Raw genomic sequence first — 14,311 nt, forward strand, 5'->3', positions numbered from 1 at the left:
CCGCGTCCGCGGCGAGCACCCGGATGGTGTCGACGGCCTTGGTGTCCAGTTCGGTCCAGTCGGCGGGGTGAACCGGTTGCGTGAGGACGTGGATGTCGTCTGTGATCGACACGGGCAGAAGTCTCCTATTGCGGGGTGGGAAATATGGGCACTCGATCGCTGCCGGTGCCGGGACTGATTCTGGCCGTCCATTTCTCGACGGGTGGTCTGGACTATGTGTAGGAGTAGAAACCCTGGCCGGTCTTCTTACTCAGACGACCGGCATCGACCATGCGCTGTAACAACGGCGGCGGGCTGTGCTGGCATTGCTGTCGAGTCGTCCCGACTTGACGGCACGGGCGAGGGACGACTGGGTACGGTCCGTTGCGGCATTGGCCGAGGTGATGTCGCGCTCGAGAATGGTCGCTGAAACACCTGCTCGTGCAACTACTTCCGACATCCCTTCCCCATTATTCCGCCGCCGATGACGCCCACTCTCTTCACGTGATCTCCTTGGTCTTCAGGCTGGTCGAGCGACTGGATCGGCTCTCGGGCAGAGTAGTTGGGTGCCCGGTGAAAAGTCGTACAGCGGCGCACCAGGCGATGGCGACGAGCGGTCCGGGTGAGTGGTGGGAATTTCCAGCCACTCCGTAGGGTCGAACACCTGGTGCGCCGCAGACGGTCATCGCACTGTCTATGGCTGGACGTGTGCGGTGACGGTCACCGCGGTGTCTGGCTGGACGGTGCGGTGACGGGCTGGGGTGAGCTAGCCGAGCCGGCGAAGCCGGGGTGCCAGGTCACGCTCGAACAACTCGAGGAAGCGCTTCTGATCGTGACCGGGAGCGTGGAAGACCAGGTGGTTCAGCCCTGCGTCGATGTAGGGCTTGATCGCCTCGACCACTTCGTCCGGGTCGGCGCCCACGATCCACCGCTTCGCGACCTGCTCGATGGGGAGCGCATCCGCGGCGGCCTCCATCTCGATCGGGTCGGTGATGTCATGTTTCTGCTCGGGTGTCAGGGACAGCGGCGCCCAGAATCGGGTGTTCTCCAGTGCCTGTGCGGGATCGGTGTCGTAGGAAATCTTGATCTCGATCAGACGATCGATGTCCTCGAGCTTCCGTTCGGCCTTCTGTGCGCCCTCGGCGACGGCTGGCATCAACTTGTCGTTGTAGAGCTCCATGCCCTTACCGGAGGTACAAATGAATCCGTCACCTGCACGACCGGCGTAGCGGGCGACGACCGGACCGCCGGCTGCGATGTACACCGGAATGCCCTCTACGGGAACGTCATAGATCGAGGCCCCGGTGGTGCGGTAGTACTGACCTTCGAAGTCGACCCGGCCGCCCTTCCACAGTTCGCGCATGAGTTGCACGGATTCGCGCAGGCGGGCAAAGCGTTCCTTGAAATCGGGCCAATCGCCTTCGAACCCCGTCGCGATCTCGTTGAGCGCCTCACCGGTGCCGACCCCGAGCATCACCCGTCCGGGATAGAGCAGTCCCATCGTGGCGAATGCCTGAGCGATGACTGCGGGGTTGTACCGGAATGTCGGTGTCAGAACCGAAGTGCCGAGCTGGATCCTCGTGGTCCGCTCACCGACGGCCGTCATCCACGCCAGGGAGAACGGGGCGTGGCCACCCTTGTGCCGCCACGGCTGGAAGTGGTCGCTCACCATGGCGCTGTCGAGTCCATGACTTTCGGCGAGCACTGAGAGTTCGACCAGTTCACGTGGGCCGAACTGTTCCGCCGACGCCTTGTACCCGAGCTTGAGTTCTGCGGTCATGTGCGTTCCTGCTTTTCTGTGTGTGTACGAAGTGGGTCGTCAGCCGTGGAAGTCCACCGCGGAGTACTCACGGAGTTTGTTCAGACTGTGTCGTCCGTCGATCATCCGGACCGTGCCGGACTTGGATCGCATGACGATCGACTGGGTGGTGGCTCCGCCGGCGGCGTATCGCACCCCGCGGAGCAGGTCACCGTCGGTGACACCCGTCGCGCAGAAGAACACGTTGTCTCCGGAAACGAGATCCTCTGTATGAAGCACCCGGTCGAGGTCGTGGCCCGCATCGATCGCTCGCCGGCGTTCGGCATCGTTGGTGGGGGCGAGCCGGCCCTGGATCGCGCCTCCCATGCATCGCAGTGCCGCGGCTGCGATCACGCCCTCGGGGGTGCCGCCGATCCCCAGCAGCATGTCCGGTGCCGAACGTGGATCCGCGGCTGCGATGGCACCGGCGACGTCTCCGTCCGCCAGCAGTTGGACCCTGGCTCCGGCGTCTCGCACGGTATTGATGAGGTCGCCGTGGCGGAGTCGGTCGAGTACGGCCACTGTCACGTCCGAGACCGACGACTTCTTCGCTCGTGCCACACGTCGGATGTTCTCGTGGACCGGCGCGGTGATGTCGATGACGTCGGCGGCATCGGGACCGACTGCGATCTTCTCCATGTAGAACACCGCAGACGGATCGAACATCGTTCCGCGCTCGGATACCGCGAGCACGGCGATGGCATTGGACATTCCCTTGGACATCATCGTCGTTCCGTCCACCGGGTCGACCGCGACATCGCACTCGGGACCGTCACCGGTGCCGACGCACTCGCCGTTGTAGAGCATGGGGGCGTTGTCCTTCTCGCCCTCGCCGATCACGACGACTCCGCGCATGGTCACGGAGTTGATGAGCTGCCGGATTGCGTCGACTGCGGCGCCGTCGCCGCCGATCTTGTCGCCCCGTCCCACCCAGCGTCCAGCGGCCATCGCGGCTGCTTCCGTTACGCGGACCAGTTCGAGGGCGAGATTGCGGTCCGGCTTCTCCCGGCGGCTCACTGTCATCGGGCCGCTGCCTTCACCTGATCGAGTGCAGCGTCTGCCCTGCTCGTGGAGTGTCCACCGAACTGATTCCGCAGGGCGGAGACCGCTTTCATCGACGGTGAGGTCTCTTGCCTGCTGGCGAACCGGGCGAAAAGTGCAGCCGAGATGACCGGTACCGGAACGGCATTGCGGATGGCCTCTTCGACGGTCCACCGGCCTTCTCCGGAGTCTTGGGTCCAGCCGGAGATCCCGGACAGCTCGGGATCGTCTTTGAGGGCGCGCACGAGGAGGTCGAGGAGCCACGATCGCACCACGGTGCCGCGGCTCCAGGCCTCGATCACTGCCGGGACGTTCTCGACGAGTTCCGTGGCCTCGAGCAGCTCGAAGCCCTCAGCGTACGCCTGCATCAGGCCGTACTCGATCCCGTTGTGCACCATCTTTGAATAATGGCCTGCTCCAATGGGTCCCGCGTGTACGAAGCCTTCGCTGCGCGGGCCTTCGGGGCGGAGGGCGTCGAAGAGCGGCATCGCCCTGTCGACGTGTTCCTCGGATCCGCCCACCATCAACGCGTAGCCGTTCTCGAGACCCCAGATTCCGCCGGACACACCGCAGTCGATGTACCCGATCCCTCGCGCGTCGAGCGCCTTCGCGTGGTGGATGTCCTCGCTGAAGCGGGAGTTGCCTCCTTCGATGACGAGGTCGCCCGGAGAAAGCGCCTGTGACAGGTGCGTGATCGTCTCCTGCGTCGGCGCACCCGCCGGAACCATCACCCAGACGATGCGCGGTGGGGGAAGTGCCTCGACGAGCGCGTCGATGGACGAGACGTCGGAGCTGTTGACGTGCGGGTCGTAACCGAGAACTTCGGTGCCCGAACGGCGGAGCCGTTCGCGCATGTTGAAGCCCATCTTTCCCAGCCCGATAAGCCCGATCTGCATAGCGTGGAGCCTTTCCGAATCGACAGAGCACAACCGGTGGGGGAGGCCGAGCCCCGTGGGCACGCGTGCTCGACCCCCCGTGGGTGTGTCAGTTCTGGTTGTCCCCGAAGATGGCCTTCACCTCGAGGAAGTCCTCCAAACCGAACTTGCCGAATTCACGACCGTTGCCGGACTGCTTGTATCCACCGAACGGCGCATTGGCGGCCAGCGGGGCACCGTTGAGGTGCACCATTCCGGTCCGCATCCGCCGAGCGACCTTCCGAGCACGTTCGGGGTTTCCGGAAGACACCATGCCGGCGAGCCCGTATTGCGTGTCGTTGGCGATGCGCACCGCGTCGTCCTCGTCTTCGTAGCCGATGAACATCATTACAGGCCCGAAGATCTCCTCCTGCGCGATCGTCATGTCATTGGTGACGTCGGCGAAGACGGTGGGCTTGACGAAGTAACCCTCCTGTAGCCCGTCCGGGCGGCCGGTGCCACCGACGACGAGCGTGCCGCCCTCGTCGATGCCCTTCTGGATGAGTCCCTGGATCTTGTCGAACTGTGCCTGCGACACCACGGGACCGACGGTCGTGCCCTCCGCATCCGGAGCTCCGACGACGATGGTGGCCGCGGCCTTCTTCGCGATCTCCACAGCCTCGTCCATGCGATCCGCGGGGATGAGGATGCGGGATCCGGCGTTGCAGGACTGGCCCGAGTTCACCACCATGCCGGTGACGTCGCGAGTGATGACGTCTTCGAAGTCGGCGTCGTCGAGCACGATGTTGGCCGACTTGCCGCCGAGTTCCTGGGCGACGCGCTTGACCGTCGGGGCCGCGTTCTTGGCGACCTCGACGCCGGCCCGCGTCGACCCGGTGAACGAGACCATGTCGACTTCGGGGTGCGCGGAAAGTGCCGTTCCCACGGTCAGGCCATCACCGTTGACGAGGTTGAAGACGCCCGCGGGAACACCGGCTTCGTCCAGGATCTCGGCGAAGATGATTGCGTTGAGGGGCGCGATCTCCGACGGTTTGAGCACCATCGTGCATCCGGCTGCGAGGGCGGGTGCCACCTTGGCGACGATCTGGTTGAGCGGCCAGTTCCATGGGGTGATGAAGGCGCAGACGCCGACCGGCTCGCGCACCACGGTCGTGGTGTCGATCTTTTCCTCGAACGTGAAGTTCTCGAGGGCGTCGAGCGTCGCCATGAAGTGCCCGAGACCTGCCGGTGCCTGAGCGGCCTCCGCGAGGCCGGTGGGCGCTCCCATCTCGCTGGTGACGGCGCCCGCGAGGTCCTTCATACGCCGCTTGTACACCTCGATGATCTTCTCCAGCAGGGCGATACGCTCGGCCGGGGTGGTCGACGCGAAGCTGTCGAACGCCGTGCGTGCGGCGGTGACTGCGAGGTCAACGTCCTGCTCGTTGCCCATCGCGATGGTGGCGATCGGCTTCTCCGTCGCCGGGTTGATCACCTCGAGCGTCTTCGAGCCGATCGGGTCTACCCAGGTGCCGCCGATGTAGAACTTCTGAGTGTGGTCCATCATTTTCCTCCGTCGAAGTGTTGGTGGTGCTGAAAAGTGCTGGGGCCAAGCGATTGATCTCGAAAATGTGCGATCGCCCCCGTCAGTTCGGCGATCTGAGATAGACCGTTTTGGTGGTGGTGAAAAATGTGCGGGCAGCCTTTCCCTGCTCACGATTCATGCTGCTCGAGGCCTTGACTCCGCCGAACGGGACGTGCGGCTCCACACTCGCCGTCTCCCGATTGACATGCACCAGGCCGGAATTGATCCGGCGCACGAACTGCATGGCTTTGGAGATGTTCGATGTGAACAGCGAGGCCGACAGGCCGAACACGGTGTCGTTCGCCGCGGCCAGCGCTTCGTCGAAATCCTCGACCTCGGTCAGGACGAGCACCGGGCCGAAGATCTCCTCCCGCACGAGTCGGCTGGACGGGGCCACACCGGTCAGCACTGTCGGTTCGAGGAAGCAACCCTCACCGTCTGCCTTGCCGCCGACAAGGATGTCCGCACCTTCCTCGTGTGCGAGCCGAAGGTACTCGACCACGGTGTCGCGTTGCTCCGGTGAGGAGATCGGCCCGATGTCGGTGGCCTCGTCGTACGGGTTGCCCACCACGAGTCGGTTGACCTGGGCGAGCAGCAGTTCGCGGAATTCCGTGGCCACCGGGCGCTGAACATACACGCGACTGGTGGCCGTGCACCGCTGTCCGGCGGCCAGCATGGCTCCGCGAACGACCTGCACGGCCGCGTCCTCGAGTTCGGCGTCCGCCAGCACGATGGCGGGGTTCTTGCCGCCGAGTTCGAGTTGCACCTTGACGTTGCGGTCTGCGACCGCCTCACGGAGGCGGACACCGACACCGTTGGATCCGGTGAAGGTCAACGCCGCCAAGCGGTGGTCCCCGGTCAACGAACCGGACAGGGAACGGCCCTTGCCGGTGATCAGATTGAGCACACCCGTCGGCAGACCCGCCTCGGCGAAAATCTCGGTGAGCAACACCGCGCTGCCTGAGGCGACTTCCGCCGGCTTCCACACCACGGAGTTGCCGAATGCGACTGCGGGAGCGATTTTCCACGTCGGAATCGCGAACGGAAAGTTCCACGGCGTGATGGCGCAGACGATCCCGAGGGGTTGCTCGACGGTGAGCAGTACGGTCTCGGGGTCTGCGCTCGGGTAGGTCTCGCCCGAGGGCTGCAGCAGATCGCCGGCGTAGTAGCGCAGGATCGCAGCGCTGCGCAGCACCTCGCCGCGGGCGTCGCGGATGGCCTTGCCCATGTCGGCGGTGAGCCGGCGAGCGGCCGTCTCGACCCTGGCCTCGAGCAGGTCGGCTGCTCGGCGCAGGACATTGGCGCGTTGGACGGCAGGCGTGGCCGCCCATCCCGGCTGTGCCTTCTCGGCCGCGTCGTAGGCGCGGCGGACGTGAGCGGGAGTCGCCGACGCGAAGGTGCCCGACAGGCGATCTGTCCCGTATGGCTCGAATCGTTTAAATGTCTGTTCCGAGGTGCACCACTCGCCATCGATGAAGAGCGTCGCGGCGTCGTCGAGGAGCGTTGCAGACACAGAGGTGTTGGACATGGTCACCTGACCTGGGGCATGGAAGGAGTCGAACGTGGGATTTCGGTTCTTTCACCTGCGGCGATGGAGCGCGATGACGTCGGAGTAGGTGTGTCGCGTCCGGGAATCCCGCCGGGGTGTCCGAGTCGGAGCGTCATCGCGGCGATCAGGCCGGCCGAGGGGCTCGGGGAATCGTGGGCCATGAGGTTGTCAGGGGCATTCGGCATGTGATGAGATTACCTCCGGGGTAGAAACGTTTACATGACAATATGTGCCCATGCCGGAACGGTCAAGGAGACTTCGAATGAGAAACGATCGAGGGCGCACTGTTCGCCCCCACGAGTACCTCGACACCGACGAAGGGCCGGCGTGGGAGGAGCGCAACTCCGCGGAATCCCCGGCCGCGTCCGGCCCTCTCCAGCGGCTGTCCGCCGCCGGCGTTGCAGTGTGGCTCGACGATTTGTCTCGTCACCGCCTGGCGTCGGGGAGCCTGGACGCACTCGTGCGGAACTGGTCCGTGTGCGGCGTGACCACCAACCCGTCGATCTTCGAGAACGCCCTGCGGTCGGGTGAGGCCGCCTACGGTGAGCAGCTCCGCGAGCTGGCGATCGCGGGGGCGGATGCCGCCGAGGCCGTACGAGCGTTGACCACCACCGACGTTCGCTGGGCCTGCGAGATTCTGCAGGAGACGTACGAACGATCCGGAGGTGCCGACGGATATGTCTCGATCGAGGTGGACCCCTACCTGTCGCGCAACGTGCCGGGCACCGTCGCAGAGGCCCGCGACCTTTTTCGCTCGATCGGCCGCCGCAACGTCCTGATCAAGATTCCGGCGACGGCCGAGTGCCTTCCCGCCATCACACAGACGCTCGCGGCCGGCATCGGCGTCAACGTGACGCTGATCTTTTCTCTCGAACGTTACGAAGGCGTCCAGGACGCGTTCCTCGCCGGTCTCGAGCAGGCCCGCGCGAACGGCCACGACCTGGCCGGAATCCAGTCGGTGGCATCATTTTTCATCTCCCGAGTAGACACGGAAGTAGACCGGCGCCTCGGCGAGGACCCTCGCGACTACTTGCGCGGGGCGGCAGCGATAGCAAACGCCAGGCTCGCCTACGAGAAGTTCGAGACGATGCTGCTGAGTCCTCGATGGCGCGCGCTCGAGGCCGACGGCGCCCACCCGCAGCGCCTCCTGTGGGCATCGACCGGTGTGAAGGACCCCGCGTACTTCGACACCCGGTACGTCACCGAGTTGATCGCCGCCCGAACGGTGAACACGATGCCGGAGGAGACGCTACGCGCCGTGGCCGATCACGGCGTCGTGGACGGCGACAGTATTTCCGGTACATACGACACCTCGCGCACGGTGCTCGACAAGCTCACGCTCGCCGGAGTCGATTACGACGACGTCGTCCGTGGGCTCGAAGCGGAGGGACTGCGGAAGTTCGAGGTCGCCTGGAACGAACTCACCTCGACCGTCGCGCTGCTTCTCGACGACGCCCGCGCGCAGATCGACCGGTCCCGTATCCCAGTACAGATGCCACCGTCGTTCCCTGTCACGGCGGTCCAGACTCGAGAAGTGTGAGGCGATGATGGAATTCCTTCAAACCCCGGTCGATCAGCGGCCGCAGTGGGCCGCGCTCGCGAAACACCGAGCACGCCTCGACGGAGTATCGCTTCGCCGACTCTTCACTGAAAATCCCGGTCGCGCTGCCGAGTTCACCCTCGGTGTCGACGGACTGCTATTGGATTACTCGAAGAACCTCGTCGACGCCGAGGTGATCGGCGAGTTGGTCGACCTCGCCTACGCCGCCGGTGTGGACCGGCGGATCGAGGCGATGTTCGCGGGGGAACGAATCAATACGACCGAAGATCGCGCCGTGGCACACGTGGCATTGCGCGCCGCACGCGGTGAGCGAATGGTGATCGACGGAGGTGACGTCGTCCCGGGGGTGCATCAGGTACTCGACGACATGGCGGCCTTCGCGACCCGGATCCGGTCGGGAGCGTGGCTGGGATACACGGGGAAGGCCATCAAGAACGTGGTGAACAGCGGGATCGGCGGGTCGGATCTCGGTCCCGTTATGGCCGCCGAGGCGCTGTCGGCCTACTCGGATCCGGAACTGAACGTCCGTTTCGTCTCCAATGTCGACGGCTCGGACATCGTGTCGGCGGTCCGGGATCTCGACCAGAGCGAAACCCTGTACGTCGTCGTGTCCAAGACGTTCACGACTGTCGAGACACTGACCAATGCGCGCACCGCGCGCCGGTTCCTGGTGGACGCGCTCGGCAACGAGGATGCGGTCCGCAGACACTTCGTCGCCGTCTCCACCAATGCGGAACAGGTGCGTCGCTTCGGGATCGATAGCGAGAACATGTTCGGCTTCTGGGACTGGGTCGGCGGTAGGTACTCCGTCGAGTCGGCGGTCGGACTGTCGTTGATGATCGCGATCGGGCCGGAGAACTTCGCCTCGATGACCGACGGCTTCCGTGCGATGGACACTCATTTCCGCGAGGCGCCGTTCGCCCGCAACATGCCGGTGCTCCTCGCACTGATCGGACTCTGGTACAACAATTTTCACGATGCTCAGACTCATGCCGTCCTGCCGTACAGCAAGTACCTCGCACGCTTTCCGGCGTACTTGCAGCAGCTGGACATGGAGAGCAACGGCAAATCGGTGGACACCGAGGGACGGCCGGTCCGGGTCCGTACCGGCCCGGTCGTGTGGGGCGAACCCGGTACGAACGGGCAGCATGCCTTTTATCAGCTGCTGCACCAGGGCACCCATCTCGTCCCCTGCGACTTCATCGGCTTTCTTCGTCCCGTCGACGGTCCTGACGAACACCACGATCTGTTGATGGCGAACTTCTTCGCTCAGACCGAGGCGCTCGCCTTCGGCCGCAGCGCGGAGGAAGTGGCGGCTGCCGGGGTGCGGGCCGACCTCGTCGCGCACCGAAGTTTCGCGGGGGACAGACCGACGAACACGCTGCTGGCGGGCAGGCTGGACCCGTTCGTGCTCGGTCAGCTGGTGGCTTTGTACGAGCACAAGGTGTTCACCCAGGGGGTTCTGTGGGGGATAAACTCGTTCGATCAATGGGGTGTGGAGCTGGGCAAAGTGCTCGCCCACCGCATCGTCGACGAGCTCTCTCAGGACGAGCCGCCCGCGCTCGGTCACGATGAATCGACCAACTCCCTGGTCTCGCTGTACCGGAAGGCCGCGGCCCGGCGGGTGTAGTCACGGACCGGTGGAGACCGACACGTTGCCGCCGTGCGCTGAGGGAACAGGGCTGTCCACGGTGCGGTATGTGCAGGTCCCGGGCCTGGGGACGGCGTCCGCGACAGGCACGCGAGAATCCTCCAGAACACTTGACGCTCCATAACCGCTCTTGTAGATTAGAAACGAATCCAGTCGGCATTACAACAGGTGGGATGCCAGATTAGATCTCAAAAGTGGAAACGTTTCACACCGGCTAGCAATCCCGGTGGTCGTCGCGGGACTCACCCGAAGATCCAGCACGAGCCAACTGCGCTCAGTCTGCCTGGCCACCATTGTGGATGCTCTCGGAAACCGACTCGAAATGAAGGGAAGACCCGGATGGCCGACTTCGATCCGTCAGCGCCGAACGCGCGACGTTACCCGCGGGTGATCACCGAAGGCGAGATCAGCAGCATGCCGCGCCTACAGTTCAACACCGGCATCGACACCGCGATCTTCCTGTCACGGGAGCGCGACGACGCACGCTACTTCCGCCAGGGCTACTGCTACCAGGAGCCCGACCACGCCCCCTACAACTGGGAGCAGCCCAACTTCGACGAGACGCACTACTGCCTCGAGGGGCACATCAAGCTGAGGGTCAAGGATGCGAACGACCGAGAGGTCGTGCTCGAAGCCGGTCCGGGAGAGCACATCTACCTGCCGGCCGGCTACACCTACACCCTCGAGAACACCGGTGTGCGGACCGTCTTCTTCTGGACCAGCGGACCGTCTCCCCGCGTGGGACTCGTCGAGGTGCCGGATTACCACAAGACCCTCCAAGAACTGAGGAAGTGAGAGAGCAATGGCCGTGACCGCAAGCCAGACCGCCCCTCTGCGGGGCGACAAGAGGTGGGGTTACCTCGACAGGGCCAAGAGCATCCGTGTGGCGAGCGTGAATGCCGACGGGAGCATCTACCTGACTCCCCTGTGGTTCGTCGTCGACGAAAAGAGGATCTTCCTCCCGATCGACGCCGGTAGCCGCCACGGTGCGAACTCCCAGGCCGGCCGGAAGATCGCCGCGCTGGTCGATTCAGGCGACGAGTACGCCACCGTCAGCGGTGTACGCATCCTGGGAACGCTGGTCGAAGCCACCGACGAGGTTCTCGTGAAGAAGCTCCAGGACAAGGTGTTCGAGAAGTACTTCGGCACGGGTCACCCCTACGCCGAGCAGTACTTCGAGTTCGGCGAATTCGCCGACCGCCGCTACCTGGAATTGGTGCCGGACAAGATGATCGGCTGGGATTCACGCGAGACGACGATGCCGCAGGTTCCGGAAGCTCGCGTGCTGCCGGACTTTGTAGGAGACCGGCCGCTCCCCAAGAGCTGACCGATCCGTTCATCGCCGCAGATCACGGCGGACCGGCATCTCTCGTTCACTGACGGGCACGCCGGTCCGCCCGCTCCCGACAACGACGACCGCGGGCGACGGCTCGAGTTGCACACACACATTCTTTTGAAATTTGGAGTAGGTATGACTTCGACTAAGGACGGCGCCACCCGGGTGCTCGTGGTCGGCGAATCGTGGATCAAGCACACGGTGCACATCAAGGGCTTCGACGAATTCCGCACAGTCGAGTACGAGGAAGGCGGCGGCGTCTTCCTGGACTCGCTGGAGGCTTCCGGGCTCGAAGTGACGTACATGCGCGCCCACGAGATCTCGGGGCGGTTCCCGAAGACACTGGAAGAGTTGCAGCAGTTCGACGTCGTGGTCCTCAGCGACATCGGAGCGAACTCCTTCCTGCTGGCCGACGAGACGTTCCTGCGATCCGAACGCAGCGTCAACCGGTTGTCGCTGCTCGCGGACTTCACCGAAGCCGGCGGAGGCCTGATCATGGTGGGCGGCTACATGTCGTTCACCGGGATCGACGGCAAGGCCCGCTACGGGATGAGCCCGCTGGCACCGGTCCTTCCGGTCACCATGCTCGACCACGACGACCGCATCGAAGTTCCCGAAGGCCTCGACGCCACGTTCGACGAGCCGAACCACGAGATCCTCGGCGGGACCCCCGCGGAATGGCCGATGCTTCTCGGCTACAACCGGGTCATCGCCAAGTCCGACGCGACGGTTGTCGCGCGCTTCGGTGAGGACCCGCTGCTGGTCGTCGGTGCAGCCGGCGTCGGCCGCACGGTGGCCTTCGCGTCGGATCTGGCGCCCCATTGGGCGCCGCCGGAATTCGTGCAGTGGCAGCATTATCAGGCGCTGTGGACGTCGATCGTGAACTGGGCTGCGGGCCTCGACACGAGCCTTCCGTCGCCGGTGCACGCAATCGCTGCGGTAGATTGAGAATTTTATGAGCAATGGTCAGCCCCCGACGATGAAAGATGTGGCCCGGCACGCGGGCGTGTCCGTGAGCACGGTCAGCTATGTCTTGAACGACAGCGGACCGGTTGCGCCCGCACGTCGAGCCCGCGTGCTCGATGCTGTGCGGGTCCTCAACTACGCACCCAACGAGGCTGCGCGGGGGTTGAAGAGACGTTCGGCGCCCACGATCGGACTCGTGGTCCCCGAACTGTCGAACCAGTTCTTCGCGCTCCTCGCGGAGGGCGTCGAACAGGCGGCAGCTGCTCGTGGAGTGCTCGTCGTGTTGTGTGCCCCCGAAGCCATCGACGGAGGAGAGTCGCTCAATGGGCGGCTGCTGCGAAGTCAGAGGCTGAACGGGATCATCTACCTGTCGGGGGCGTCGACGTCACCGACGTCGCTTCTCGAACTCACGCGGCTCGGTCCGATCGTTTTGGTGGACGAGCAGGTCCCCGGATTCGACCTGCCGGCCATCGTGTCGGACAACCGCCGCGGTGCCCGGGAAGTTGCTCAACATGTGCTCGAAGCAGGCCATCGCAAGATCGCCGTCATCGGCGGTCCCGAGGGTCTGTGGACGGCCCAACAACGACTCGCCGGTTATCGGGAAGCGTTGGCAGCCGCCGGAATCGAACCCGATACGGTTCCGGTCTTCGGTGGTAGCTACCGGCAGGAGTCGGGTACGGAACTTGCGGCGAAGGCATTGTCCGGGCCGTCGTCGGAGCGCCCGACAGCGTTGTTGTGCGCGAACGACCTGATGGCCATCGGCGTGCTCGAATACTGCCGATCCGAGGGCATCCTGGTGCCCGAAGAACTCAGCGTCGTCGGATTCGACGACTTACCGCTGGTCTCGCTCCTCACGCCGAGATTGACCACAGTCCGCCAACCGGCTCGGGACATGGGTGTGCGAGCCGCGAACCTGCTGTTCGAACTCATCGACGACAAGGTCGACGTTCCCGCTCCCGAGCCGTTCCCGACCCTGCTACAGATAAGAGATTCCGTGGCTACACCCTTAGGCAGTTCATGAGTACGCCGCTGGACGTGGGTACCACCCGGGGGCGAGTGTTCGTCGTCGGAGCGATCAACGTCGACCTGGTCGTCGCCGCTGAGAGACTGCCCGGTCCGGGCGAGACCGTCGTGGGAACCCGCGTCGAACGGTACGGCGGCGGCAAAGGCGCCAACGCCGCGGTGGCGGCCGCGCGGGCAGGTGCGGAAGTGCATCTCGTCGGAGCGGTAGGCGCGGACGCCAACGGCACCGAAGCGCTGGACGAACTCACCGCCGAGGGCATCTGGGTGGACGGTGTCACCGTCCTCGAGGACGAAGCCACCGGGGTCGCGTTGATCGTCGTCGACCCGGGCGCCGAGAACCAGATCGCCGTCGGCGCGGGTGCCAATGCCGCACTGAGTGCCGAACACGTGACGCGCGCCCTCGCTTCCCACCTGAGACCGTCGGATTCGGTGCTGGTCAGCACGGAGATACCCGATGCCGCGGTGGAGGCTGCGGTGATCGCTGCCGCCTCGGCGGGTGCACGCTGTGTCCTGAATCCGGCCCCTCCCATTCCCGGTGTTGCCGATCTCCTCGGGTACGGGCCGATCCTGACGCCCAACGCGGGTGAGTGTCTCGAACTCGCCAAGATGCTGGATGACGACCACACCCATGCCCGCGAGGCCGCCGCCGCGATTATGGCACGCACCGGAGCACCGGTCGTCGTCACCCTGGGAGGTGACGGTGCCCTGGTACTCACGCCCGACGGGAACGTCGACCACGTTCGGCCACGGCCGGCCGTGGCCCGCGACACCACCGGCGCAGGCGATACCTTCAATGGCGTTCTGATCACCCGGCTGGCAGCGGGAGACGAACTCGACGACGCGGTCCGAGCCGCGAATGTTGCTGCCGCGCTGTCTGTTGCACACGTCGGGGCCCGCGCCGGGATGCCTCGCGCCACGGACATCGAGGTCGGCAGCCGGGCGTAACCACCCGTCGAGGCCCCTGTGCGGCG

The 14,311-nt window shown here is 64.9% G+C and carries 12 protein-coding genes and 1 pseudogene; 7 read left to right on the plus strand and 6 right to left on the minus strand.

The features are described from left to right. Positions 1 to 212: 212 nt before the first annotated feature. From HGB39_RS39730 to HGB39_RS34840, 6 genes and pseudogenes are all read right to left on the minus strand, one after another. Positions 213 to 299, minus strand: a pseudogene (locus HGB39_RS39730) (3-hydroxyacyl-CoA dehydrogenase family protein); the annotation flags it as partial. 446 nt (positions 300 to 745) lie between these two features. After that, positions 746 to 1,759: a glucose-6-phosphate dehydrogenase (coenzyme-F420) gene (gene fgd, locus HGB39_RS34820; RefSeq protein WP_005561299.1), complete on the minus strand. Its 1,014-nt coding sequence runs from the start codon at positions 1,757 to 1,759 to the stop codon at positions 746 to 748. A 39-nt stretch (positions 1,760 to 1,798) separates the two neighbouring features. Then, a complete protein-coding gene (gene glpX / locus HGB39_RS34825) occupies positions 1,799 to 2,800 on the minus strand; it encodes a class II fructose-bisphosphatase (protein WP_005561301.1) in 1,002 nt (333 codons plus the stop codon). Then, positions 2,797 to 3,747 (minus strand): phosphogluconate dehydrogenase (NAD(+)-dependent, decarboxylating), encoded by a 951-nt coding sequence (gene gnd, locus HGB39_RS34830; RefSeq protein WP_259465779.1) that lies wholly within the window; start codon positions 3,745 to 3,747, stop codon positions 2,797 to 2,799. Before gnd ends, glpX begins: the two co-directional genes overlap by 4 nt. Before the next feature lie 55 nt (positions 3,748 to 3,802). After that, the gene (locus HGB39_RS34835; protein WP_005561305.1) at positions 3,803 to 5,233 is read right to left on the minus strand and encodes an aldehyde dehydrogenase family protein; all 1,431 of its coding nucleotides are present in this window, start codon (positions 5,231 to 5,233) and stop codon (positions 3,803 to 3,805) included. A gap of 82 nt (positions 5,234 to 5,315) precedes the next feature. Beyond that, positions 5,316 to 6,782, minus strand: a complete 1,467-nt coding sequence (locus HGB39_RS34840; RefSeq protein ID WP_085999949.1) for an aldehyde dehydrogenase family protein — start codon at positions 6,780 to 6,782, stop codon at positions 5,316 to 5,318. A 283-nt stretch (positions 6,783 to 7,065) separates the two neighbouring features. Here HGB39_RS34840 and tal point away from each other — a divergent pair, with 283 nt between their 5' ends. The 7 genes from tal to HGB39_RS34875 all read left to right on the plus strand — a co-directional run bounded on the left by tal (position 7,066) and on the right by HGB39_RS34875 (position 14,285). Beyond that, positions 7,066 to 8,343 (plus strand): transaldolase, encoded by a 1,278-nt coding sequence (gene tal, locus HGB39_RS34845; protein WP_005561310.1) that lies wholly within the window; start codon positions 7,066 to 7,068, stop codon positions 8,341 to 8,343. Between the two features lie 4 nt (positions 8,344 to 8,347). Then, positions 8,348 to 9,994, plus strand: coding sequence for a glucose-6-phosphate isomerase (gene pgi, locus HGB39_RS34850; RefSeq protein WP_064079802.1), 1,647 nt, complete (start codon positions 8,348 to 8,350; stop codon positions 9,992 to 9,994). A gap of 360 nt (positions 9,995 to 10,354) precedes the next feature. After that, positions 10,355 to 10,810 (plus strand): hypothetical protein, encoded by a 456-nt coding sequence (locus tag HGB39_RS34855; RefSeq protein WP_005561314.1) that lies wholly within the window; start codon positions 10,355 to 10,357, stop codon positions 10,808 to 10,810. A gap of 7 nt (positions 10,811 to 10,817) precedes the next feature. Further along, positions 10,818 to 11,342, plus strand: a complete 525-nt coding sequence (locus HGB39_RS34860; protein WP_005561315.1) for a pyridoxamine 5'-phosphate oxidase family protein — start codon at positions 10,818 to 10,820, stop codon at positions 11,340 to 11,342. Between the two features lie 144 nt (positions 11,343 to 11,486). Next, a complete protein-coding gene (locus tag HGB39_RS34865; protein ID WP_005561317.1) occupies positions 11,487 to 12,299 on the plus strand; it encodes a glutamine amidotransferase in 813 nt (270 codons plus the stop codon). A 7-nt stretch (positions 12,300 to 12,306) separates the two neighbouring features. Further along, positions 12,307 to 13,338 carry a LacI family DNA-binding transcriptional regulator gene (locus HGB39_RS34870; protein ID WP_240482798.1) on the plus strand — a complete coding sequence of 344 codons (1,032 nt, stop codon included), beginning with the start codon at positions 12,307 to 12,309 and terminating at the stop codon, positions 13,336 to 13,338. Continuing rightward, entirely contained in the window at positions 13,335 to 14,285 is a 951-nt protein-coding gene (locus HGB39_RS34875; protein ID WP_052023899.1) for a PfkB family carbohydrate kinase, read from the plus strand. The genes HGB39_RS34870 and HGB39_RS34875 overlap by 4 nt, the downstream gene beginning before the upstream one ends. The last annotated feature ends 26 nt before the right edge of the window (positions 14,286 to 14,311 follow it).

The sequence above is a fragment of the Rhodococcus opacus genome (genome assembly GCF_012396235.1).
Lineage (GTDB): Bacteria > Actinomycetota > Actinomycetes > Mycobacteriales > Mycobacteriaceae > Rhodococcus_F > Rhodococcus_F opacus.

What these genes read in the sequence shown, in the direction of transcription:
- fgd (WP_005561299.1), bottom strand. Translation starts at nt 1,759, where the DNA reads ATGACCGCAGAACTCAAGCTCGGGTACAAGGCGTCGGCGGAACAGTTC.
- glpX (WP_005561301.1), bottom strand. Translation starts at nt 2,800, where the DNA reads ATGACAGTGAGCCGCCGGGAGAAGCCGGACCGCAATCTCGCCCTCGAA.
- HGB39_RS34835 (WP_005561305.1), bottom strand. Translation starts at nt 5,233, where the DNA reads ATGGACCACACTCAGAAGTTCTACATCGGCGGCACCTGGGTAGACCCG.
- HGB39_RS34840 (WP_085999949.1), bottom strand. Translation starts at nt 6,782, where the DNA reads ATGTCCAACACCTCTGTGTCTGCAACGCTCCTCGACGACGCCGCGACG.
- tal (WP_005561310.1), top strand. Translation starts at nt 7,066, where the DNA reads ATGAGAAACGATCGAGGGCGCACTGTTCGCCCCCACGAGTACCTCGAC.
- pgi (WP_064079802.1), top strand. Translation starts at nt 8,348, where the DNA reads ATGATGGAATTCCTTCAAACCCCGGTCGATCAGCGGCCGCAGTGGGCC.
- HGB39_RS34855 (WP_005561314.1), top strand. Translation starts at nt 10,355, where the DNA reads ATGGCCGACTTCGATCCGTCAGCGCCGAACGCGCGACGTTACCCGCGG.
- HGB39_RS34860 (WP_005561315.1), top strand. Translation starts at nt 10,818, where the DNA reads ATGGCCGTGACCGCAAGCCAGACCGCCCCTCTGCGGGGCGACAAGAGG.
- HGB39_RS34865 (WP_005561317.1), top strand. Translation starts at nt 11,487, where the DNA reads ATGACTTCGACTAAGGACGGCGCCACCCGGGTGCTCGTGGTCGGCGAA.
- HGB39_RS34870 (WP_240482798.1), top strand. Translation starts at nt 12,307, where the DNA reads ATGAGCAATGGTCAGCCCCCGACGATGAAAGATGTGGCCCGGCACGCG.
- HGB39_RS34875 (WP_052023899.1), top strand. Translation starts at nt 13,335, where the DNA reads ATGAGTACGCCGCTGGACGTGGGTACCACCCGGGGGCGAGTGTTCGTC.